Raw genomic sequence first — 23005 nt, forward strand, 5'->3', positions numbered from 1 at the left:
ATCATTTGAGTTTAAGAGGATATATTATCTCTGCTCATTTATCTTCGTTATCGACTTGAACTTGAGATTTATGATTTTTACACTTATTTATAGGCACTTCTAAGCCCAGCTTTTCATTTAGTCTTTTATACATTTGAAAATTATCGCTATCTTTTGATGAGAGATGTTGAGTAACTTGAGCAACAAGAGTTTCTTGATGCTCTTCTGAAAAGTTAATAGGAATATCTAAAAGCCAATTTATTTTCTGTATATGATTGCTATCTATCCATATTATAAGTCTTCTTTCTAAATTTCTCTGATCTACATTCTTAATATAGGGTTCAATAGATGGTGCTATTAACATGAAACCTATATCATCTAAAGGATCTTTGTCGTTAGGTTGAAAATAAGTTTTTGTTAAATCTTCAATATGTAATTCTATATCCAAAACTTTACTTTTCAAGTCCCAAAATAATTTTAAATTATCATGATGTGGTGAACTAGAAACATTAGAGAAGATCTGTTTGAAGTAACTTGACCACGCCAAACTAAAAGCAGGAACGCTTTCTGGAACACATAATAATAGCTCATTTTCTTTTTCAAAAGCTTCTAACCATTGATCTTTAGTAAGATTTTTTAAAAGCGATATAGCAAAATTCTTAGCATCATGAGTACCATATCGAGTTAGTAGGTTAATAGATCTATGATACAAATGAATATTTTCTTTCATATCTTCATGTATATTTTCTAATGCCCCGCTCTCACATACTTTAATAATTACTGCCTTCAATACTGATTCATTGCTCCAATTTATTTCATCGAAATACCTTGCATCACATGAAAATAAATCTGAGTCATTACTAGTTTCTAGAATATGTATAGCAAATTTATTTTCTTTATATCTAGCTAATTCCCAAATGGTATGTAAGCTATCAGCTTGTCTAAATAAATTTAAAATCCAATCAAGTTTATCTTCTTCAAACTCTTGTAATAAATAGTCTTTAATAAATTCAGGTACTTGGGTGTTATTTCTATAATCTTCATCTAGAATAGTTACTAAAAAAGGTAATGTTGGGTTTTTTTCTATACTTGAATGCCTAGATCTTTGCCAAAATTCAGGTGATTTTATACACTCTTCCAGTTTTTCTCTACTATTTCCTTTTAACATAGAAATTATGTTTATAATGAAACTATAGAATGGTTCTATATCAGATTCCCTGGAAGGTAAGTTAAGCCAGTTTATAACTGAAGGTACTAAGGTTTTCCAGTTGGATATATCGCTATCTATTTTTAGAGAGTTAATTAATACTTTAAAGTTTTCTGTTTTTAGTTGATTAGAACTAAAACCACAATTAGCAACAATTTGTTCGTAAATATTAGTTCTAGGTAAAACCGTATTGATTATAACGTTTTCATCTGAACACTCTGTTATCCATATTTTCCAGTCTTCATAGGTAAAAGAATAACGAAATTTTTTTATAGTGCTATCATTCGTAAACAGGATAGCCTCAATTTCTGATAAACCTAATAACTCTGGACGGCTAAATTTTTCAGTACCAACTGATTTTACTAAACTATTCATTCTAATTTTAAATTTAGAGTTTAAAGACTCAATAAAACATTTCTCATTCTTAATAACTTTAATTAATTTTTGCACAGTTTCGACATAACTGTATTTTTCAAAATTTAAATCCTTGAAGGAATGTATAAAAATAGTTTCTATTCTATTTGTATATTCATATATATATTCTACTTCATCTAAAAAAGCATCGTGTAAGCTAGCAATAGCATTTATAAGATAACCATCGCTATTACTGTTTTGAACTATCCATTCGTTTTCACTAGCTCTAAGTGCAAGCCAAAAAGCATCTTGGTGATTTTCTCTAAGTTCTTTAAGTTTCTTACCGTCACCCTTAAAAATAGATGATCTTATTTCTGGAGAGAGAAGTAGTTGTGTGCCTTTATCTGCGCTAACACCGAATAAAAGACCCGCAAGCTCAGGTTTTATCTGTGATTCCTCGAGGCTAATTGGAAATGATCCAGGAATACCTTCTTTCAATAAAGTATTTCTAAACTCATTCTCAGTCATTGATTGTCGAGCAAGACTATAGATACATAATGATTCAGCACTAAATTCGTTTTTCCAGTGCAAAGCTAGAATTCCAACTCTATTAATTGTACTATGTATATATCTAGGCGATGGTGACTTATCTAGTTTGCTCATACATTTTATATAACTCTCTATGTATTCATCTTTAAATTCTTCAGGCCAACCATGACATGACTTATCAACACATTTTTTAAAATAATCAATCCAAGCAGACATGACAGGAGGTGGTACCTCAATTGTAATTTGAAAGCTTTTCTCCATAAATGAAGTTGCTACTATACTTTTTGATGCTGCTCCAATTTTCCCATTATCAGCCTTTAAATCGTTATCGTTATGCTGAACTTGAAAACTGTCACTTTGCCATATTTTCTGTATAGCCTCCCTATCAAATGGAATTAGAAACCAAAGTTTATCCTTCCAATCGAGCGATTTTGGGTTGAGTGAAGAGCTTCTATGCTGAAAAAAAGTTTGTAATGTTGACCAAATTGTTTGGGCGTAGTCAGGATCAACTCTATCAAGATTATCAATAACAATGACAGCCTGTTCGTAAGTAGTTGTGGATTCTGATGAGAACAAATGTGACATAATCTCATCAAAGAATTTCTCAAACTCGATAGAGGTTCTTTCTCCATCTTCAGTAATATCTTGAGTATAGTTTTCAGTAGACTCTGATTCAAAAAAGTCCCATTTAGTCTTACCTTTAGAGTTTTTTTCACCCCACAGCCACCAATAAACAATCATTAATAAAGGACCGAATGCAAACAGAAGACCAAAGATCAGTCTAAAGCTAGGAGAAGTGGCTGATTCATTAAAAGGCCATACTAAACTATCATAGGGAGTTTGGTTTAATAGTGCCGCTCCTGCAGGTACAAGAATAGCAACGGTTGATAAGTATTTTCCAAGTTTTGAAGCAGACTTTTCAGAGTTGACAGTTACAGTTTTCTTTCTAGCACTTACTTTGTTTTTTAGCTCAATTAATTTCTCATCTTCACTGCTTGATTCTATAGAATCAATTAAGCTTTCTAAAAAAATTTTTCTTAAAGGATCTCCATCATGTGCCCATGCATCAAAAGCGAAAAAAAATACCTTTTTGTTTTCTTCTTGTAGTTTTTGTCTAAGAATATTAATGATTGTGGATTTTCCAGAACCCCAGCTGCCTTCTAAACCAATAGTCAGACCGTATTTTTCTTGATTCATTAATGTGTTTAAGGTCGTTGCTACCTTTTCATGAGTTTTATCTTCGAACAGGTCAGTTTTTGCGACTTGTTCGTGAAGTACATGAAATGAGTAATCATGATTGAGTTCTTTATCATTCATTGGAGTTACGGCCCTTTTATTTTTGAGCAAAAGGTATAATTCTTTGTAAACATAAAATACATGCTTAGTACGACACTTGATTATGAAATAAGTTTGATGTTCAAACTTATTTCATATGACAGATAACTTATGACTTATATAGAAAAGTATTAATAAGTTTTTATAGTCAAATCTAAATAAAAGAGATGCAGAATAATAAATTCATTTAATTCAACGCTATTTTTCTTGCTTGCTGTGACTACGTCTCCAGAGGCTGCAAAAAATAACGTTGAATCTCTTTGTATCGACTTTATCGTGAACTGACTATATCTTATAAATAAAGATCTCAATTTTTCTAAATTATTTAAACCTTACAACTTACACGCGCCGCCAGCACAGCCGTCATCTTCCATATCCGCTTGGGCATCGTTCGCACCGTCACGGGTGTTGTGGTAGTACAGCGTTTTTACGCCCAGCTTATACGCGGTCAATAGGTCTTTTAACAAGACTTTCATCGGTACGCGCTGACCCTCAAAGCGAGTGGGGTCGTAGTTGGTGTTCGCCGAGATGCTTTGGTCGATGAACTTTTGCATGATGGCGACCAATTTTAGGTAGCCGTCATTGCTTGGCATTTGCCACAGCAGCTCGTACTGATTTTTTAGCGTATTAATCTCAGGCACGACTTGCTTTAGGATGCCGTCTTTTGATGCCTTGATAGAGACCAGACCGCGTGGCGGCTCGATGCCATTGGTCGCATTGGCAATCTGACTTGAGGTTTCAGAGGGCATCAGCGCCGATAGGGTCGAGTTGCGCAGACCGTGTTCGGTGATGCTGCTGCGTAGCGCTTCCCAATCGAGGTGTAGCGGCTCTTGGCAGATGCCGTCCAAGTCCTTTTTATAGGTGTCAATCGGCAAGATGCCTTGCGAGTAGGTGGTCTCGTTAAAGGCAGGGCACGCGCCTTTTTCTTGCGCCAGCTTGTTTGAGGCTTTTAGCAAGTAGTATTGCAGCGCTTCAAAGGTCTGGTGCGTGAGTCCAAGCGCACTGTCGTCCGAGTAGCGTGCGCCATTTTTGGCAAGGTAATAGGCGTAGTTGATAACGCCCACACCGAGCGTGCGGCGGCGCATACTGCCATTTTCGGCAGCGGCGACAGGGTAGTCTTGATAGTCGAGCAGGGCATCAAGGGCGCGGACGATAAGCTCAGCGGGCTCTTCGATGTCGCTCACGTTATCGACTTTGCCAAGGTTGACGGCAGACAGTGTACAGAGCGCAATCTCGCCCATCTCGTCATTGATGTTGTCCAGCGGGCTGGTCGGTAGCGCGATTTCCATACACAGGTTTGACTGACGAATCGGCGCAACTTTGGCATCAAAGGGGCTGTGCGTATTGCAGTGGTCGACGTTTTGGATATAGATACGACCTGTGCTCGCGCGCTCTTGCATCATCAGGCTGAATAGGTCAGCGGCTGGGATTTGGCGCTTGCGGATGCTCTCGTCTTGCTCGTACTTGGTGTATAGCGCTTCGAATTTGTCTTGGTCTTCAAAGAACGCATCATACAGACCGGGTACATCTGAAGGTGAGAACAGGCTGATGGCTTGTCCTTTGATCAGGCGCGTGTATAGCGTTTTGTTAATCTGTACGCCGTAGTCCATGTGGCGCACGCGGTTGTCATCAACGCCGCGGTTGTTTTTGAGCACCAGTAATGACTCAACTTCTAAGTGCCATAGCGGATAGAATAGGGTCGCAGCACCGCCACGGACGCCGCCTTGTGAGCAGCATTTGACCGCGGTTTGGAACAGTTTATAAAACGGGATACAGCCTGTGTGCTGCGCTTCGCCGCCACGGATAGGGCTGCCTAGGGCGCGGATGCGACCTGCGTTGATGCCGATGCCTGCGCGCTGAGACACATAGCGGACGATGGCGCTGGTGGTGGCGTTGATAGAGTCAAGACTGTCGCCGCACTCAATCAACACGCACGAGCTGAACTGGCGCGATGGCGTACGCACGCCTGACATGATGGGCGTGGGCAGTGATATTTTAAACTGAGACGCGGCGTCATAAAAACGCTTGACGAAGTCTAAGCGCGTGTCTTTGTCGTAGCTTGAGAACAGGCACATACCGACCAGCATGTATAGGAACTGCGGGCTTTCATAGACTTTTTTGCTCACGCGGTCTTGTACAAGGTACTTGCCCGCCATTTGCTCAACGGCAGCATAGGCAAGGTTCATATCGCGCCAATGGTCGATATAGTCGTTTAGCTCGTCAAATTCGGCTTTGTCGTAGTCGGCGAGGATGTGCTCGTCGTACTTACCCGCTTCGGTCAATGTTTGCACATGGTCAAACAGGTGCGGCGGGGTAAAGGTGTTATACGCAATCTTACGCAGATGAAAAATCGCCAAACGTGCTGCCAGATATTGATAGTCTGGCGTGGTTTCAGAGATGAGGTCGGCGGCAGACTTGATGATGGTCTCATGGATATCGCGGGTCTTGATGCCTTCATAAAACTGAATGTGCGACTTTAGCTCCACTTGCGACACTGACACATTGTCTAAATCATGCGCGGCCCACGTGATTACCTTATGGATTTTGTCCAGATTAATCGGCTCTAGACGTCCGTCACGTTTGGTCACTTGAATCTTGTCAATATGTGTCATGGTGTCCTCATGGGGTTGTGGTGCAGTACGGCAAAAACCGCGCAAAATATCAAGCTATCTATAGGGCGATGCGGGATGGTGACTGCCAAAAATTAGGCAATACAAAGCCGTTATCTACTGCTCGTTTTTTGAACAATAGATACTATATATAGCGTTCTTTGTTGTTGGTAGGCACAATATAGCGGTATTTTTTTTAAAATACTAGATTGATTTTAGCCAGATAATATGTTGGACGTGCTCAAAATGGTGCTGAAATTGGGGTTGATTTTTCGCAACAAAAGAGCGCATAAGGGCTAAGCGGAATTTGTAAAAAATTAAATTTTTTTGTGCCTGTTTTTACCCCGCCCAGATACGTCACAAAAAGGCGTGCGCGGCGGCAAAGGGCGCTGATTGTAGCGCAAAATGCAGCAAATCGCCAGCCATTCGCATGACGATTGTGCCTATATAAAAAATAGCATAAAACGGGGGAAAAAAAGGCGGCAGCGGACGCGTGATTTATAGGTGCGCTGCCAAGCGATTACAGCACCATACGCACCGTTTTGGCGTTATCGAGTGCCGCGTACAATGCATTGACCTGCTCGGCTGAGGTCAAGTACAGGTTGACACGTACCGAGTGGAAGCGGTTGGTCTTTGAGGGTTTGACTTCCATTGAAGCAAAATCAAAATCAGGGAACATGCCGCCCAAGATAAGCTTTAGCTCATTAAGGAGCGTGTCGTGCTCGCCTTCGTGTCCGATGATGCTCATCGGGTAGTTCATGGGAAAGTCCCACAGCTCAGGATTTTGGATGTCGGTTTTTTTACCACGGATGCCTTTTGCCGCGCCAATCGCGTTGATGTTTAGTGCCTTGTTGGTTTTGTTGTCGTTGTTTTGACTCATAATAAATGCCTTGTGTTGACGGTATCAATAAAATGGGTGGTGAGTGCCCTTGTTTATAATGGCGCACGGCGCGTTATTCAAGCGCACGTGTTTATCGCTGTATTTGTGCTTGGCACAAAGCGGTCAGGGCAGATAGCCATTCACAGGTGCGATATCAGGCGGAATGTCGCCGTCGTCCAGTGCCTCTAACAGATTGACCTCAATCGTGCGTGACAGCGCCATCAAGGGCAGCTGATTGGCTGCCATGCCAAAGGGGTCTTCAAGCTCTTCGCTCAGCGCGTCTAACCCAAAGAAGGTATAGGCAATCACCGCGCAGACAAAGGGCGTCGTCCAGCCCATCGATGCCACCAGCCCAAAGGGCAACATAATACAATAAATATAAGTGGTGCGGTGTACGAGCAGCATATACGCAAAGGGCAGCGGTGTGTTTAAAATACGCTCGCAGGCGGCAAGCACGACGGTCATGGAGTTTAAGCGCTCGTCCATGTTTTGGATGATTTGCTCCGATACCATCTGCTGACGGCGAATGTCACCGAGCGCTTTACCCATCAGACGCATGATGGCGTCTGGCACATTGCGCACGTGTCGCAGCTGCTCGATATGTTCGGGGGTAACATAAGGCGCAATATCCGTCCACGGCGCGGTGCCACGCAAACGGTGACGCACAGCATGGGTAAAGGCAATGGTCAAATGAATCATGGTGCGCTGCGCCTCGCGTCCTGCGGGCGTGTCACTGTCGATATAAGAGGTGATTTGACGGGCAAAGCTGCGCGCATCGTAGACCAGCTGACCCCACAGCGTGCGCGCCTCCCACCAGCGCTGATAACTGGCATTGTTACGAAAGCCCAAAAATAGTGACAAGGCAATGCCCAATAAGGTGAACATCGCGGTGCTGTAATAGGGAAAGGACTTGGGCAACTCATGCTGAATGATGGTCACGATTAAACTGAGCAGCGTAACCAATACTATCTGCGGATAGATTTTTGGGATGATTGAGCCGCGCAAGGTAAAGAAAATCTTTAACGGGTGGGGCTGCTGGCGGACAATCATGGTATTTCCTAGCGGTGGGGGCGGTATCATTCTAATACAGAAATAAAATCTGTAAAGCCAAAGTCAAAACTGATTGGCGTCCGACAAACTGAGCGTTACAGCGCGTATCCAGCGACGGATAAGCGGATAACATCAACGAGCGCTCAAGTCGCTGTGACCGATGTTAATAAACGCCGTGCGCGGGACGATTATGCTTTAAGCCCAGATAAAATGAGCTTAAACGCCGTCAAAGCATTGGGCAGCGCCTCTTGTGGATTGGGACTTGCGGCAATCCAAAGTGAGGCGTTCATACCAGCACCATTGATGAGTATGGCAGCGGCTTCTGGATCGACTGCCTTCATTGTGCCTTCTGCGATTAACTGCGTTACAGTGTGCTGGGTAGAGAGCAAGCAGCGGTTTTGACTCGGCCAAAGAGAGGGATCTCCCAGCACTGCAGGACCATCCAACAAGATAATTCTTTGGATTTCTGGATCCAGGGCGCTTTCTATATACGTCTCTCCCTCAATGAGCAACCCTTCCCAAAGACTGGCACAGCTTTTTGCTCTGGTTTTTGCTTTTTCTACCATCTCTAAATCAATCTCTTCAACGACAGCGGCAAACAGTCCTTTTTTGTCCCCAAAGTTGTGATACAGCGCCCCTCGGGTCAGGTTCACCTCTGCCGTCAGCTTGTCCATCGACGTGTCTGAATAGCCGTATTCAGCAAATGACTTTCTGGCGGCAGCGAGTATGTTTTTTTTGGTTTCGGCCATTTTTAGTGCGCGTTTTGACATAAGTGTGCCTTCAAATAAACAATATAAAATGACATACGCTGCGTATATTAACTTGACATACGCCGAGTATGTGATAAATTCATATACGTAACGTATGTTACCTCATAGGACATACCATGAAAAGGGCTGCATGTGTTGCAAGCCAAGCGGCAGTCAGTATTAATCAAAACATATCGGAGACACCCATGACGCAAAAAACAGCCATATTTCCAGAAGGCAGACACGCGCTGTATGAAAAGCACGGTTATTCTGCCGCCATTCAATCCAAAGACTTGCTCTTTGTTTCAGGTCAGGTAGGCAGCCTGCAAGATGGTAGCGCAGAGATTGATTTTAAGCAGCAAGTCGCTCTTGCTTTTGAGAATCTACGTCAGACTCTAGCGGCCGCAGGCTGCACTTTTGATGACGTCATTGATGTAACGACCTTTCATACAGACCCTGAAAACCAGCTAGCGTCGGTATTGAGCGTAAAAGATGATATTTTTAAAGCGCCACCGTATCCCGCTTGGACGGCAGTGGGCGTGACGTGGCTTGCGGGCTTTGATTTTGAAATAAAGGTGATTGCTCGATTGCCGAATGCCGTGAGTGAGAGCCAAGACTAGATACTAAGGACAGCTCAGACCATGATACGGGCTCAGCAGGTGACAGGCTGGCGTCATAAAACGAACACCATTGCGCCTTAAGCAGCCATTTTTAGCAGCCGCTATATAAATAAAAGGGGCACCAATTGCCCCTTTATCGCATCACGATACGCTTGAATGACTGCTCATGTGTCCTCAAGCCATTTCTTCTTCCCGCAATGTCAACACTTCATAGCCGTCCGCCGTCACCGCGATGGTGTGTTCCCACTGGGCAGAGAGTTTTTTGTCCGCCGTGACCACCGTCCAGCCGTCTTTTTTCATTTTGATTTTGGCTTTGCCTTGGTTAATCATCGGCTCGATGGTAAAGGTCATGCCTGCTTCTAACACCAAGCCTTTGCCCGCGCGTCCATAGTGCAGCACTTCGGGCTGTTCGTGCATCTCGCGCCCGATGCCGTGCCCGCAATACTCGCGGACGACCGAATAGCCGTGTTTTTCAGCATGGCTTTGGATGGCGTGTCCGACATCGCCGAGCGTCACGCCTGCTTTCACCACGCGGATACCTGCCCACATCGCGGCGTAAGTCTCATCCACGAGGCGTTTGGCTAGCGGCATAACCTCGCCAATCATATACATTTTGCTGGAGTCGGCGATAAAGCCATTTTTTTCCAACGTAATATCGACATTAATGATATCGCCTGATTTGAGCGTTTGCGTGTCCGAGGGTACGCCGTGACACACCACTTGATTGACCGAGGTGTTGAGCACGTATTGATAGTCGTACTGACCTTTGCTGGCAGGTCGTGACTGTAATTCATCAACGATATAGCGCTCCGCCGAGTCATTAATCGCCATCGTGGTGATGCCTGCGCTGATGTGCTGGTCTAAATAAGCAAAAACTGACGCCAGCAAGCGTCCAGACTCACGCATCAGGTCAAGCTCTTCTGGGTTCTTTAAAGTAATATCAGCCATCAATCAGATTCCTTACGTTCACATCGGCGTGTTTTAGTTGCTCGTGGATGATGTCGGTGTAGGACAGGTGCGGGTTCGCTTCAGCAAGCATGCCTATTTTTATCCAATATTCTGCTTGTGCGTTAATCGAGCGCACCATGACGCTGCTGGCTTTACGAATCTCTTCGTGCAGCGTGTCATCAATTTTTACAATACCCATAGGATTTCTACTATATGAAATGTATACGTATCATATATGTTTTATAGTACCATTTCAAATGAAAGGCTGAACGCTTTGGTTCATTGCCTTACTGCGTTTATTAAAAGAACCATAAAAAAAGCCGAGACTCAGCTCGACTTTTTATTGATTATTTATTCAAAGCAGGTCTTAGTCATTTTCTAAGAACGAACGCAGATGCTCAGAGCGCGATGGGTGACGCAGTTTACGCAAGGCTTTTGCCTCAATCTGACGGATACGCTCACGTGTCACGTCAAACTGTTTACCGACTTCTTCTAGCGTGTGGTCGGTCGGCATATCGATACCAAAGCGCATTTTTAGCACGCGCGCTTCACGCTCGGTGAGGTTGCCCAATACGTCGCGGGTCGCTTCACGCAGACCTGCTGAGGTGGCATCATCGACAGGACTTGAGATGGTCGAGTCCTCGATAAAGTCACCTAGGTGCGAGTCTTCATCATCACCGATAGGGGTTTCCATTGAAATCGGCTCTTTGGCGATTTTGAGCACTTTACGGACTTTGACTTCGTCCATTTCTAAACGCTCGCCCAATTCCTCAGGCGTTGGCTCGCGTCCCATTTCTTGTAGCAGCTGACGTGAGACACGGTTGATTTTGTTGATGGTCTCAATCATGTGTACAGGGATACGGATGGTGCGCGCTTGGTCAGCGATAGAGCGGGTAATCGCCTGACGAATCCACCATGTGGCGTAGGTTGAGAACTTATAACCACGGCGGTATTCAAACTTGTCTACCGCTTTCATCAGACCGATGTTACCTTCTTGAATCAAGTCCAAGAACTGTAGACCACGGTTGGTGTATTTTTTGGCGATAGAGATGACCAGACGCAAGTTTGCCTCGACCATTTCTTTTTTGGCGCGGCGGGCTTTGGCTTCACCGATGGCCATACGGCGGGCGACGTCTTTCATGTCGTGGATTTCCATGTCGAGCTTTTGCTCGTAGTCACGGATTTTGCGCTGCAAGATGATGACGTCATCGATGACTTTTTCTAGCGTTTCGGCAAAGGCAGGCTTGCCTTTTAGACGCTCAGTCAACCAATCGACGTTGGCTTCGTTGCTTGGGAACGTCTTACGGAACTCGGCACGCGGCATGCGACCACGGCGGATGACCAGACGCATGATTTGGCGTTCTTGTTTACGCACATCGTCATACACGTCATGCATGATGGCCATGACTTGGTCAGAGAGGCGGTTGTTGAGCTTGAGCATCATAAAACGATTGGCGAGCAGCTCATACGCCGCTTCAGCCTGCGGGCTGCCGCGACCATAGTCCAGCAAGGCTTGCTTGGCATCTGTAAACAGTGCCTCAATCTCTTCTAGACGTGCGCGCACTTCTTCTGGGTCAAGACCGCTGCTTTCTTCTTCTGCATCGTCATCGCTGTCCTCGATGTCGTCATCTTCGATATCGTCGTCGTCATCATCAAGGTCGGCTTTACCGCTGCTTTTGGTTTTGATAACGGGGATTTTGTCGTCATCATCGCCCGCGGCGTCGTCGCCTGTTTCTGGGTCCAAAAAGCCTGTAATCACATCAGAGAGCTTTTTTTCACCCTCGAGTACGCGCTGATATTCATCAAGGACGAACTGCACGGTACCTGGCCAATATGCCATGGCGTGCTGTACGTCGCGGATGCCTTCTTCGATGCGCTTAGCGATGGCAATCTCGCCTTCACGAGTTAATAGGTCAACCGTGCCCATCTCGCGCATGTACATACGCACAGGGTCGGTGGTGCGACCTGGCTCCGTCTCAACCGATGCCAGTACCGCCGCCGCTTCATCGGCTGCCATATCGTCATCGCTTGAGTCGTCATTCATTAAGATGTCGTCATCATCAGGCGCTGATTCAAAGATTTTGATGCCCACATCGGTCAGCATCTGGACGATATCTTCAATCTGATCGCTTTCGGTGATGGATTCGGGCAGCTGGTCATTCACCTCAGCATAGGTAAGGTATCCTTGCTCTTTACCCATCTGAATTAAGGTGGCCAGCTGAGAGGTAGGATGAGAAACTGACTTATCGTTCATAAATACTCGCTTTGCTTGCATCAGGCATGATTATGGTAGTGCTGCTACGCTTATTAATCCTGTTGGTGCTTATTAATGTTCAGGCTTGTCTGACCAAACCGTGGTGCGCATCAGTCATCATAAAAATGAGTTGATAAAATATAAAGGCTTAAAAACTTACAATACGATGGCACTGTCTTGCCATCTCAAAAACATCAAAAATACGACATGCAGTACTGACATCAGTAGGGTCGTGATAACAGACCAAGGGCTGAGCGCGCGTCATGACAGCGCATTTTAGCACAGACCCTAGCTGTCGGGCACGATGTTCCGACCGCGTGCGTTCTCCTTTATAGTGGGGATGTTGCTGTTTTATTTAAAGGGCTGGCTTTGGTTGTCTGTTGGCATGGGCAGATGTCTTAGGCAAACCCAGTCAATAAATAACATAAGTTAGCCCATCTGCGCCGACTGTTCGGCCTGTTTGGCGCGCAGCCAATCGTTTAGGCACTGGCTTTGTTTGCGCACGATGGCGAGGGTCACAGGATTGGGATTGCTGATTAAGGCTTGGGTCTTTTTTTGCAAATGGCGGTTCAGCACTTGTGTGACCAAGTTGTCAATCAAGTCATCAAAGTTTGACACCTCGTGCTTGGCTAGGGTGCGATAAAACTCCGCCCAGCTGCGGCTCAGTACCGCTTGGGTATCCGCGCTTAGATTGGCTAAGATAAAATGCGCCGCCGCGTTGATGTCTGCTGGCAGGTGTGGCAGACAGCGCTGAATGGTGCTAACCACCTCAAAGAGCATGGCGTCTTGTAAGTCCGCCCACGCAATGGGACGCAAGGCATCGGCAGGGGCTTTTTGTTTGATATGCTGGGGCAGTGCTTGAGCAATGCCTGCCTGTTGCCAAATGCGCAGCAATACATCGGTATCAAGCGCGCGCGGGCAGTATAAAAAGCAAAGCTGCAACTGCTGGCTGACGGTCATCCCGCCATCAAAATCGAGCAGTGCGTCTTTGGCACTGATGCTTGCTTTGCGCTTGCCGCCCAGTTTTTGATAAATGTCGTTGTTTAATAAATAACGAAAACTGCTGCCTTTGGGCAAGGCGGTGCTGAGCGCCTTGACCTGCGCCATCAGTTTGGCTTTGCCCTCGACCAGACTTAAATCATAGCGCTCACTCAGATAAGCATAAATATATTGCGACAAAGGCACCGCATGACGGATTTGCTCGCGCATCGCCTCAGCGCTGTTTGCCTTAATGTAAGTATCGGGGTCGTGCGCATCAGGCAGGGTCAAAAAACGCAGCTCTTTGTCATCGCTCAAAATCGGCAAGCTGACCTCAAGCGTGCGCCAAGCCGCCTTTTGTCCTGCGCTGTCGCCATCAAAGCACAAGGTCAAAGTCGGGTTGAGCGTGAGTAAGCGCGAGATTTGGCTCTCGTTAATCGCTGTCCCCATCGACGCCACCGCACCATAGATGCCCGCTTGGTACAGCGCAATCACATCCATATAGCCTTCGACCACAAGCCATGAGTCCGCGCGCTGCTGGCGCGACTCATAATAGCCATAGAGGACGTGTTGCTTATGAAACACAGGCGAGTCAGAGGAGTTGATGTATTTTGGCTTCACCTCATCATCGAGCGCCCGCCCAGCAAAACCAATCACCCGCCCTTGATTGTCGCGAATAGGAAAAATCACGCGGTCGCGCAGTAGGTCATAGTCGCGCCCCGAGTCAGAACGGCGCACGAGCCCCAGAGCGCGTAGCCCTTCGATGTCTTGCGGAAAGGCGTGCTCTAAATGCTGCCAGCCAAAGGGTGCATAACCGAGCATAAAGGTGTCGAGACTGGCGTCCGTAATGCCGCGACTGTTAAAGTAATGCTGCGCGTGCGGGTGGCTGCTCAGACTCTGCCGATAAAAGGCTGCGATGCGCTCTAACAGCTCATACAAGTTGCCGTCGGCGCCGTGCTCTTGCTCATCGGGCATCGGGGCGGGCAGGTAATCATCATAGCCCATGCCGCTCATGTCATCATAACTGTCGTCAGAATAGTCGCTATCGGCATAATCGGCGTAGCCTGCATCCATCATCGGTGGATAGGGCGGCGCGTCCATTGGGATGCCTGCACCATCAGGCATCGGAGCAGCATCACTGGGGTAGGCTTGAGCATCACGGTCAGGCACTGCAGACGCAGGCGCTTGCTCGCTATAGTCGGGCGGTACGCTTGGGATACTGGGTGCTTTTGATGCCGCTTTGATGGGCGTGCGCTGGTAGCTGACGTTTTTTTGCTCGTCTTTGGGCACCTCGATGCCTGTCTGCCGCGACAGCTCATCGACCGCTTCCATAAAGCTAAGATTTTCGTAATCGCGCAAAAAGCCAATGGCATTGCCGCCGACACCGCAGCCAAAGCAGTGATAGATGTTTTTTTGCGGATTGACATAAAAGGAAGGAGATTTTTCGCCATGAAACGGGCAGCAGCCTTTGAACTCATTGCCCGCGCGTTTAAGCGTGGTGTGTCGCCCAATAATACTGACCAAATCAGCTTGGCTGTTTAATTGTTCTAAAATATGATTGGGAATACTCATACCGACGCCAGCTTACCACCAAAAAACCACCACCAAAGCCTGTTTTGTACGCGCCTGCCTGCCGCCCATATTTAAGACAAACATAAGCTGTCAGCAAAATACGCCTTGATAGCAAAGCGTCGTAAAGGCGTAGAGAGTCGCACAAAAAAGACCGATAAAAAAAGGTCAACCGTAGAAAGGTTGACCTTGCAGTATAGCATGGATAGCGATTTGCGAGGGGGCTTAATCGTTATCCATCATATCATCACTCGGCGCAAAACGGATGCGGCTGTTGCTCGCGTCTGTTGTGGTGCGGCGTGTGGGGTTGGTGAACTGCGGGTCGACGCTTGCGTCATTTGCCGCTTCGCTCGCGCTGGCTTGGCTGGTGATTTGCTCAGTTGCGCTCTCAGGCAGACCAAGACCGACATTCACGCCATTGCCGCCTTGTAAGCTGGTGCTGCTTTGCGCGGCAGCGCTATTGCTTGGCAATCTGAGCTGCGCTGCGTTACGAATCATCTGCGTACGGGTTGCGCCTGTGTATTCGCCGCGCATATTTGAATCGGTGTTCACACCTGAGCGACCCAATTTACCAAAGGTCACCTTGTTCAGCCACGAGCGCGCGCGCTTGGTTGAGATTTTAACCTCGCCATCGCTGGTGAGCCATTCAGGGTAGTTAATTCGCAACAAGGTGCGGTAGTCATTGGCAAGGTCGGTTAAGCCCAACTGCTCATGACTGTACGCCAAAATCGCGATGGCTTCAGGCACAGAGTCGCTTTGTGGGTAGTATTGGAATACCCATTTGGCACGGTTGGCGGCCGCTACGTAGGCTTCGCGCTCGATATACCATTTTGCCGCGCTGATTTCGCTTTCGGCAAATTGGTTATAAATAAAGGTCATGCGCTGGGCAGCATCAGGGGTGTAAGGGCTGTTCGGGTACTTGCTCACCAGCTCTTGGAAGTTGGCAAAGGCAATACGCAAATACGCGGTATCACGCTCGGCTTGGTTGAGCTTAAACAGTTGTAGACCGTCTGAGCTGCCTTCCATATTGGCCACACCGCGCACATAGTAAGCGTAGCTCACTTGCGGGTTGGCAGGGTAGAGACGAATAAACTGGTCAGCACTGGCGGCCGCGTCTTCAAATTTGTCACTTTCATATTGCGCGTACATGGTATCAAGCAGCGCTTGCTCAGCGTATTGACCTGTGGGGTAAAAGGTACGCAAGTTGGTCAAGTTCTCGATAGCCGCGTTATAATGGTTTTTGTCAAGGCTCGTGACGGCATCGCGGTAGTAGCTTTGCTCTGACTTTTCTGCCGTTGCAATCGCATCTTCGTTTTTGCCAGTTAGGTTTTTAAACGTTTGACAGCCTACCAAGTTGACGCTGAGAGCAAGCAAGGTTATTGATGATAATTTGATAAACGTGTTGCCAGCAGGGCGCATATTCCTCTCCAGTACCAAACGCATCATAGCAGCGCTATATGCCATATACAGATTAATAGTAATAAAAAATAAGACCGATAGACAGTCAGGGTAATACATCCAGACGTTGTGCCGAGTGTGTCGTCTACTGCCAAGCAGGGCAGCGCAATAAGCAAAGCGCGCTATTGGTTATAGTAAGTCAGCTTAGCAAACGTTTGGCAATATCTGCCAATATTCGACACAGACCGAGGCACAGTTTAGCACGAGTCGCCAAAGACGCGAGTAGAAATCGTCATCCATGCCATGAAGATACAGTAAATTACTTGGACGTGACATTATAGTGAGTTTTTGTGGCGCGGATTGCTGCACTTAACTATAGGGCATCATCGGCAGGCGTGTTACACTATGCGGTTACTAACGCCAAAGGTTGCCAGCCATATATGCTGGGCTTTTGCTTGAAATATTGCCTGCGATGACGGTCTGTTATGATACCAGACCTTTACTAACCAATTGAATTGATGACGCTATGACCACACCGACCCCACAGCCTTTAACCACCGCCGCACCTCACGATACGGACATCGATACCCTCGATGAGCGCTTGCTTGATGACAGCGATGCGTTCGATGATGACGAGCCTGAGGCAGCAGCGGCGTCTGATGTGGTTGATGTCCGTCATGAAGTGACCGAAGATGAGGTAGGACTGCGTATTGATAAGGTTGCCTCTCTTGCCTTTGGTGACTTTTCGCGCGCGCAGTTACAAGGGTGGCTAAGCGATGGCAGCCTTGTGTGTAATGGCGAGACGCAAAAGCCCAAATACCGCGTAAAGGCGGGCGATGTGTTGCAGCTATCAACCACGCTTGAGCAGCATGGCGCAGATTTGCCCGAAGACATCGATTTGGATGTGGTCTACGAAGACGATGCGGTACTGGTGATTAACAAACCTGTCGGCATGGTGGTACACCCAGGCGCGGGCAATCCGACGGGCACGCTGGTCAATGCGCTGCTGTATCATTATCCTGCCCAGCATCATTTGCCGCGCGCAGGCTTGGTACACCGTATTGATAAAGACACCTCAGGGCTATTGCTGATTGGCAAAACCAAGCCTGCACAGATGGCATTGATGGCACAGCTTAAAGACAAGTCGGTCTACCGTCATTATCAGTGCGTGGCGGCAGGCGATGCGGCGAGCTTTATGCGCCATCGGGTGATTGACGCGCCTATCGGTCGTCACCGTACCCAGCGCACCAAGATGACGGTGATGACGGCAGGGCGTGATGCGGTTACCCATTTATTAGAGATTACTCCGCTTAATGAAAACTACTGCCTGCTTGATATCGGTCTTGAGACAGGGCGCACGCATCAGATTCGTGTGCATTTAAGCCACATCGGGCACCCTTTGGTCGGTGACCGTATGTATGGCGGGCGTCGTCAGCTGCGGGCAGGCTTGAGAGAAGGGCAGCGTCAGATGATTCAGCGCTTTCCGCGTCAGGCATTGCACGCCTATGCGCTCGGCTTTGTGCATCCCGTGACTGGCGAGGATATCGAAGTCACCGCGCCCTTGCCAGAAGACATCGTGGCGCTGATTGATGCGCTCGATGACGGCTTAACCCAAAGATAACGGGCAAAGGGTACTTATGAGCGAGCCACTACAAATACTGGCGCACCGTGACCGCCTTTTGGTGTTACAAACCACCACGGGGCTTGCCGCGGCGGCAAGCGACATGCTGCAACCCCAAACCGCAAGCTATGGCGCGTTCAATCTGGGGCTGCATGTGCGCGATGACAGCGCGTCGGTACTTGCAAACCGTATGGCGCTGCTGGATGCGGTAAATCAATACACAACCGCGCAGCCCATTACCAAAATACAATGGCTAAACCAAGTGCATGGGGATACGGTATATCTGGCAGACAAAGCGCCAAGCCTGCAAGCACCTGATGCCGATGCGCTTATCAGTCAGCGCGCGGGGCAAGCATTGGCCATTATGACGGCAGACTGCGTGCCTGTGGTATTGCACCAGCCAGCCACAGGGCAGATTGCGGCCATCCATGCAGGCTGGCAAGGACTGGCAAACGGTATTATTGCTAAGACTGCCGCGCAGTTTGCCACAGACATGCCCATTCATGCATGGATAGGGGCGTGTATCAGCCAAGACAACTATGAAGTCGATATGACGGTGGCGCAGAAGCTGTACGCAGGCTGCCAGCAGGCGCGCAGCGTGTCTGATATGACGGCAGCCGCGTTTGTCGCCCGCTACAGTGACGCGCCATCATTAAGCGCCGCCAAATGTCATATTGACTTACCGAAGTTGGCTTTTGACCAGCTGCGCTATGCTGGCGCCGAAGTGCAGCACCCACTGCCCATCGATTGCAGCTACGCGCAGACGCGCTATTATTCCTATCGCCGTCAGACGCACCGCGCGCAGACTGCTACAGGGCGTATGGCCATGGTGATTGTTCGTTTGTCTTGATAGTGCCTTGATAGCACGTGAATAAAGCCGCGATGGCGTATTTTTTTAATAGTATTTATTGATGATTTGATAGTAGAGCGTGTATGACGACCTCAGTGACTCCCAAAACCGCCACTCAAGACTTGTCTATGGCGGTGATTTATCACAGCAACTACGGGCACACCCGCCGCGTAGCCGAAGCCATTGCCGAGGGCGCGCGCCAAGTGCTGCCTGCCGAGCAAATCAAGGCGATAGACATTCACGATGTGGATTGGGACTTTATTGATGCTGCGGATGTGCTGGTGTTTGGCTCTGCGGTGTATATGGGCAGCATCACGGCAGAATTTAAGACCTTTATGGATGAGACCTCACAGCGCTGGTATCACCGCAAATGGGAAGGTAAGTGGGCAGCAGGCTTTGCCAACTCAGGTGGACTGAGTGGGGACAAGCTCGCCGTTTTGCAACAAATCTGCCTATATGCCATGCAGCACGGGATGCATTGGCTGGGTTTGCCCTTGATGCCGACAGGACACAGTGAAACTGACTTAAACCGTCTGTCCAGCTTTTTGGGCTTGATGACCCAATCTATCGATGCGCCGCCAGAAGAGACGCCATGTAAAGGCGATATCGATACCGCCATCTGGTTTGGTGCATATTTGGCAAAGACCATCATCAAGCACGCACCCAATAGCGTTTAAGCCGCTACATCATACCGAAAAAGCAGCGCATGAGTCATGGGCTGCTTTTTTTTGTGTTCCGTTAATGCTAAGGCGCAGTGGTTTTGTGACCTTGCGGCTGTAAGGTGGTCACAGGAATCGGGCTATCAACGAACTGTATGCTCTGACAGCCTGAGAGTGACAGCGTGATGAGTACAGCTGCCCATGTCGAAAAAATCTTAGTCATCATAACGATGTACATCTCGTTAATGGTACAGGGTACGGCGCATGGGGCAGCGCCCGTACAGCGCGGCGCATCCAGTCAACCGTAGGGTAATAAAAAAGTGCCTTATCTAAACTATAAGGCACTGATGATACAACATACAAGCGTTATTATACTGCCAACATAAGGGCGATGCTATGCGTGCAGCAAGTGGCAGATTATTGCGCCGCCACCGACCATACAGGTGAGCGGATGATGCCATCGCCTGTCTTGGTCAAGGTCGTACCATCGCTCAGTGACTTGATGGTCAGTGCGCCTTTGCTGCCTTGTTTGGTCGCGATGACCACACGCTTGCCACTCGGTGAGAAGCTCGGCGCTTCATCAAGCCCTGTGCCGCCAAAGCTGGCAACGTTGCCGCCGCCGCTGGTCATCACCGCCGCCGACCGACCACTTAGATAGGCAATCTGACTGCCATCAGCATTGAACTGCGGCGTGGTTGCATAGCCGCCTCTAGAGATTTGCTGAATGCTACCTGAGCCAAAGTTATAGCGGTAGATGCGCGGTTGGTTGTTCTTTTCATTGTCATACACAAACGCAAACGATTGACCATCAGGGGCGTAGCTTGGCTGCCAGCCTTTGGTCAGTCTGCGCGGTGTGCCGCCGCTGGCGCTGATTTCATAGATATTGGTACCGCCTTCGTGCGTACCTGAAAACAAAATGCGTCCGCCATCAGGAGAGAATGAGGGGCTTAGGCTTGAGCCGTTGACTCTGGTGATGGCATTGGCACCGCCGCCATTGACGTTTTGGACATAGATGACCGCATAGGACTTGTCACGCTGCACCGCATAGGCGATACGCTTGCCATCGGGTGACCATGCTGGCGAGAACATCGAGCCTTGTACTTCGCTGATGGTGGTTTCGTTTTCGCCAGTCGCGTCCATGACCTTGATGCGCGAGACTTTTTTCGCGCCGATGCCTGACTCTTCAATATAAGCAATGCGTCCAGCAAAGTCGCTTGGCTCACCTGTGATGAGGTGATGCACATTGTCCGCGATGACGTTCGCGGCATAGCGCATGCTATTGGCGTCACGTTTTGACTTGAGCGTTTGCTTGCCTTCTATTGCGCGCCCTGTTTGCGTATTCACCACTTCATAGTCGATGACCACTTCGCTGCCTACGGTGCGCGTATTGCCCACGACCACATAAGGAATGGCGATACTTTGCCACAGTTGCAGTTTACTTGCCACCTCACGGCTGGTGTGCGGCTGCTCTGGTAGGTTTTGACTGGTGGTCTTTAAGTCAGTGTTGAGCACTTTGGTGGCAATTGGGGAGATGACCGTGTCACCCGCAAAAGGTACAAAGGCAACCTGATTGCTTTGTACAGGAATGGTGTAATCCAAATCTAAATTTACAGGCGCAGCAGCGGCATAAGGCGCAGCACTTGCCATCATTACCGCGCTAACAAGGGGTAACAGATAGGGTTTGCCAAACGTGCTTTTTTTACGGGCTGGTTTATGAGTAATGACTGACAAAATATAAACTCCTAAAATCAAGTATTTATTGTTGTAGGCGATATCGTGCAGCGCCTGATGTCCATAAAGTAATGCAATATCAAAGGGGATACAAGTGGCACGCTGTAAACGACAAACCTCTACACTATCTTATGCCCATTTAATTTTGACCGCGAAAGAGTATTTTAAATGTGGGATATTTGGGGTCGCTGCTGTCAATCGGAAAGCGCCCAACGGCGCGTATGGCAGCAATTGCCGCCTGAGCATGCGCGTCATTGCTTGAGGCGTGTACAGCAGTCACATACCCTTGGCTATTTACTGTAATGGTGAGGGCCGTCACCACGGTTTTAGAACAGCTGCATGTCGGCGCGACGAACTTACTGCGAATTAATTGCAAAATTTGGGCATTGTTGTTGGCTTGAGCGTCACTGTCTGTACGGACAGGGATATCCATTGGCATCGAATCTGCATACAGTGGCGGCGCAGCACATATGAGGGCTATGGCAATAACCAAACGACAGGGGGTATGTATCCTTATCGACAAAACAAAAACTCCAGCAATCCTCAAAAAGGAATAGACTGAACAAATATAAGCTTTATGTCAATAAATAAATGTCATTTGAGCAGATAAGTCCAATGTTTAGGACTATAAGACAAAATATAGTCTGTCTTTGTTGGCTGATTAATTGCTACCACGGAAGGTAACGGTGAAGGTAGGGTATTTAGGGTCATCACTGTCAATCGGGAAGCGACCCACAGCGCGTACCGCCGCAACCGCCGCTTGCGCGTGTGCGTCATTACTAGACGCGGCAACGCCTGTGACATTGCCGCCACTGTCCACGGTAATCGTCAATCTTGTACTGCTAGTAGCGCCCTTTGCGCCTGGAGGCGGCGTGAATCTGCTGCGAATCAGACTGACAATCTCTGAATTGCTCGCGCCACTACTGCCACCTGCATTGTTGCTGTTGCCAGTACGCGGGCTGGTGGCTTGGCTATTTGAACCAGTAGAGGTTGATATGCCATCGCTCAAATCAAACACTCGACCCGTATTGCCTGAGCCTGAGTCGTTACTGTTATTTCGCGGCGGTGCTTCGGGTTGTTCGACACGCCCAGAAGTTGCACGGCGTGCTTGATAGTCGTCTAGTCTGCGTTGCAGTGCTTCTTGGTCGCGGCGGCGTTGTTCATTCACATCCTCGAGGCGCTCATTAGCGGCAGATTCTTGCTCGCGCACCCACGCTTCACTTTCACGCTCGTACTGCTGCATCTCTTCGAGAATTTGTTGCTGTTGCTCCTCGCTCATGAGTAATGGGCGGTTGTCACTGGTATAGACAGGTTCATTGGACTCGGTGAATATCGGCTGGCGCTGCGGGCTGGGATTGACATTATCACTGCCATCACTGGGCGCTGTCATGGCACTGCTGTCAGTTGCGCTATCGCTTTGGCTGCTGGCGGCGGCTTGGGCGGCAGCACGATTGGCGAGCACTTGCCCTTGGATGGCAGCGAGCTGCTCGGGTGAGACCATGGTCGTCTCAAGGCTGCCAGTGGGCGTCAAATCATCGGCTTGATAGTTATAAATCAGCAGTCCCAAGATGATGCCATGCGCGAGCAGACTCAACAAGGTGGGCGCGGACAGACCGTCACCTTTTGGCGGAACAGGAACAAAGACGCTCGGAGCTGTATTCATGG

The 23005-nt window shown here is 48.1% G+C and carries 18 protein-coding genes; 4 read left to right on the top strand and 14 right to left on the bottom strand.

The features are described 5' to 3' along the window. Nucleotides 1-34: 34 nt before the first annotated feature. From JMW05_RS11355 to JMW05_RS11375, 5 genes are all read right to left on the bottom strand, one after another. The gene (locus JMW05_RS11355; RefSeq protein WP_201505352.1) at nucleotides 35-3406 is read right to left on the bottom strand and encodes a P-loop NTPase fold protein; all 3372 of its coding nucleotides are present in this window, start codon (nucleotides 3404-3406) and stop codon (nucleotides 35-37) included. Nucleotides 3407-3756: 350 nt separating this feature from the next. After that, nucleotides 3757-6036 (bottom strand): class 1a ribonucleoside-diphosphate reductase subunit alpha, encoded by a 2280-nt coding sequence (gene nrdA, locus JMW05_RS11360; protein WP_201505353.1) that lies wholly within the window; start codon nucleotides 6034-6036, stop codon nucleotides 3757-3759. Nucleotides 6037-6553: 517 nt separating this feature from the next. Next, a complete protein-coding gene (locus tag JMW05_RS11365; protein WP_201505354.1) occupies nucleotides 6554-6913 on the bottom strand; it encodes a YbeD family protein in 360 nt (119 codons plus the stop codon). Between the two features lie 123 nt (nucleotides 6914-7036). Then, nucleotides 7037-7963, bottom strand: a complete 927-nt coding sequence (locus JMW05_RS11370; protein ID WP_201505355.1) for a bestrophin family protein — start codon at nucleotides 7961-7963, stop codon at nucleotides 7037-7039. A 188-nt stretch (nucleotides 7964-8151) separates the two neighbouring features. Beyond that, complete coding sequence (locus tag JMW05_RS11375; RefSeq protein ID WP_201505356.1) at nucleotides 8152-8733, bottom strand: TetR/AcrR family transcriptional regulator; 582 nt, start codon at nucleotides 8731-8733, stop codon at nucleotides 8152-8154. Between the two features lie 185 nt (nucleotides 8734-8918). Between JMW05_RS11375 and JMW05_RS11380 the strand changes: the two genes are divergently transcribed. After that, nucleotides 8919-9332, top strand: a complete 414-nt coding sequence (locus JMW05_RS11380) for a RidA family protein (protein WP_201505357.1) — start codon at nucleotides 8919-8921, stop codon at nucleotides 9330-9332. Between the two features lie 174 nt (nucleotides 9333-9506). Here JMW05_RS11380 and map read toward each other — a convergent pair whose 3' ends face one another. The 5 genes from map to JMW05_RS11405 all read right to left on the bottom strand — a co-directional run bounded on the left by map (nucleotide 9507) and on the right by JMW05_RS11405 (nucleotide 16500). Next, the gene (map, locus tag JMW05_RS11385) at nucleotides 9507-10280 is read right to left on the bottom strand and encodes a type I methionyl aminopeptidase (protein WP_201505358.1); all 774 of its coding nucleotides are present in this window, start codon (nucleotides 10278-10280) and stop codon (nucleotides 9507-9509) included. Beyond that, nucleotides 10273-10479 (bottom strand): ParD-like family protein, encoded by a 207-nt coding sequence (locus tag JMW05_RS11390; RefSeq protein WP_201505359.1) that lies wholly within the window; start codon nucleotides 10477-10479, stop codon nucleotides 10273-10275. Before JMW05_RS11390 ends, map begins: the two co-directional genes overlap by 8 nt. Before the next feature lie 168 nt (nucleotides 10480-10647). Further along, on the bottom strand, nucleotides 10648-12534 hold the full coding sequence (rpoD, locus tag JMW05_RS11395) for an RNA polymerase sigma factor RpoD (protein ID WP_201505360.1): 1887 nt from the start codon (nucleotides 12532-12534) through the stop codon (nucleotides 10648-10650). Between the two features lie 429 nt (nucleotides 12535-12963). Beyond that, nucleotides 12964-15084: a DNA primase gene (locus tag JMW05_RS11400; RefSeq protein WP_201505361.1), complete on the bottom strand. Its 2121-nt coding sequence runs from the start codon at nucleotides 15082-15084 to the stop codon at nucleotides 12964-12966. A 222-nt stretch (nucleotides 15085-15306) separates the two neighbouring features. Next, nucleotides 15307-16500 carry an outer membrane protein assembly factor BamD gene (locus JMW05_RS11405; RefSeq protein WP_201505655.1) on the bottom strand — a complete coding sequence of 398 codons (1194 nt, stop codon included), beginning with the start codon at nucleotides 16498-16500 and terminating at the stop codon, nucleotides 15307-15309. 505 nt (nucleotides 16501-17005) lie between these two features. Here JMW05_RS11405 and JMW05_RS11410 point away from each other — a divergent pair. From JMW05_RS11410 to JMW05_RS11420, 3 genes are all read left to right on the top strand, one after another. Beyond that, complete coding sequence (locus tag JMW05_RS11410) at nucleotides 17006-18100, top strand: RluA family pseudouridine synthase (protein ID WP_201505362.1); 1095 nt, start codon at nucleotides 17006-17008, stop codon at nucleotides 18098-18100. Nucleotides 18101-18116: 16 nt separating this feature from the next. Continuing rightward, on the top strand, nucleotides 18117-18950 hold the full coding sequence (pgeF, locus tag JMW05_RS11415) for a peptidoglycan editing factor PgeF (protein ID WP_201505364.1): 834 nt from the start codon (nucleotides 18117-18119) through the stop codon (nucleotides 18948-18950). An 83-nt stretch (nucleotides 18951-19033) separates the two neighbouring features. Continuing rightward, on the top strand, nucleotides 19034-19627 hold the full coding sequence (locus JMW05_RS11420; RefSeq protein WP_201505365.1) for a flavodoxin family protein: 594 nt from the start codon (nucleotides 19034-19036) through the stop codon (nucleotides 19625-19627). A 67-nt stretch (nucleotides 19628-19694) separates the two neighbouring features. Here JMW05_RS11420 and JMW05_RS11425 read toward each other — a convergent pair whose 3' ends face one another. From JMW05_RS11425 to JMW05_RS11440, 4 genes are all read right to left on the bottom strand, one after another. Then, complete coding sequence (locus JMW05_RS11425; RefSeq protein ID WP_201505367.1) at nucleotides 19695-19835, bottom strand: YdgH/BhsA/McbA family protein; 141 nt, start codon at nucleotides 19833-19835, stop codon at nucleotides 19695-19697. 191 nt (nucleotides 19836-20026) lie between these two features. Continuing rightward, on the bottom strand, nucleotides 20027-21340 hold the full coding sequence (locus tag JMW05_RS11430) for a translocation protein TolB (RefSeq protein WP_227691522.1): 1314 nt from the start codon (nucleotides 21338-21340) through the stop codon (nucleotides 20027-20029). A gap of 139 nt (nucleotides 21341-21479) precedes the next feature. Next, a complete protein-coding gene (locus tag JMW05_RS11435; protein ID WP_201505368.1) occupies nucleotides 21480-21779 on the bottom strand; it encodes a cell envelope integrity TolA C-terminal domain-containing protein in 300 nt (99 codons plus the stop codon). A 222-nt stretch (nucleotides 21780-22001) separates the two neighbouring features. Then, a complete protein-coding gene (locus JMW05_RS11440) occupies nucleotides 22002-23003 on the bottom strand; it encodes an energy transducer TonB (RefSeq protein WP_201505369.1) in 1002 nt (333 codons plus the stop codon). Between the last annotated feature and the right edge of the window lie 2 nt (nucleotides 23004-23005).

Source organism: Psychrobacter aestuarii (genome assembly GCF_904846035.1).
Lineage (GTDB): Bacteria > Pseudomonadota > Gammaproteobacteria > Pseudomonadales > Moraxellaceae > Psychrobacter > Psychrobacter aestuarii.

What these genes read in the sequence shown, in the direction of transcription:
- JMW05_RS11365 (WP_201505354.1), bottom strand. Translation starts at nt 6,913, where the DNA reads ATGAGTCAAAACAACGACAACAAAACCAACAAGGCACTAAACATCAAC.
- JMW05_RS11375 (WP_201505356.1), bottom strand. Translation starts at nt 8,733, where the DNA reads ATGTCAAAACGCGCACTAAAAATGGCCGAAACCAAAAAAAACATACTC.
- JMW05_RS11440 (WP_201505369.1), bottom strand. Translation starts at nt 23,003, where the DNA reads ATGAATACAGCTCCGAGCGTCTTTGTTCCTGTTCCGCCAAAAGGTGAC.
- JMW05_RS11380 (WP_201505357.1), top strand. Translation starts at nt 8,919, where the DNA reads ATGACGCAAAAAACAGCCATATTTCCAGAAGGCAGACACGCGCTGTAT.
- pgeF (WP_201505364.1), top strand. Translation starts at nt 18,117, where the DNA reads ATGAGCGAGCCACTACAAATACTGGCGCACCGTGACCGCCTTTTGGTG.
- JMW05_RS11390 (WP_201505359.1), bottom strand. Translation starts at nt 10,479, where the DNA reads ATGGGTATTGTAAAAATTGATGACACGCTGCACGAAGAGATTCGTAAA.
- rpoD (WP_201505360.1), bottom strand. Translation starts at nt 12,534, where the DNA reads ATGAACGATAAGTCAGTTTCTCATCCTACCTCTCAGCTGGCCACCTTA.
- nrdA (WP_201505353.1), bottom strand. Translation starts at nt 6,036, where the DNA reads ATGACACATATTGACAAGATTCAAGTGACCAAACGTGACGGACGTCTA.
- map (WP_201505358.1), bottom strand. Translation starts at nt 10,280, where the DNA reads ATGGCTGATATTACTTTAAAGAACCCAGAAGAGCTTGACCTGATGCGT.
- JMW05_RS11370 (WP_201505355.1), bottom strand. Translation starts at nt 7,963, where the DNA reads ATGATTGTCCGCCAGCAGCCCCACCCGTTAAAGATTTTCTTTACCTTG.
- JMW05_RS11425 (WP_201505367.1), bottom strand. Translation starts at nt 19,835, where the DNA reads ATGATGACTAAGATTTTTTCGACATGGGCAGCTGTACTCATCACGCTG.
- JMW05_RS11400 (WP_201505361.1), bottom strand. Translation starts at nt 15,084, where the DNA reads ATGAGTATTCCCAATCATATTTTAGAACAATTAAACAGCCAAGCTGAT.
- JMW05_RS11435 (WP_201505368.1), bottom strand. Translation starts at nt 21,779, where the DNA reads ATGCCAATGGATATCCCTGTCCGTACAGACAGTGACGCTCAAGCCAAC.
- JMW05_RS11410 (WP_201505362.1), top strand. Translation starts at nt 17,006, where the DNA reads ATGACCACACCGACCCCACAGCCTTTAACCACCGCCGCACCTCACGAT.
- JMW05_RS11355 (WP_201505352.1), bottom strand. Translation starts at nt 3,406, where the DNA reads ATGAATGATAAAGAACTCAATCATGATTACTCATTTCATGTACTTCAC.
- JMW05_RS11420 (WP_201505365.1), top strand. Translation starts at nt 19,034, where the DNA reads ATGACGACCTCAGTGACTCCCAAAACCGCCACTCAAGACTTGTCTATG.
- JMW05_RS11405 (WP_201505655.1), bottom strand. Translation starts at nt 16,500, where the DNA reads ATGCGCCCTGCTGGCAACACGTTTATCAAATTATCATCAATAACCTTG.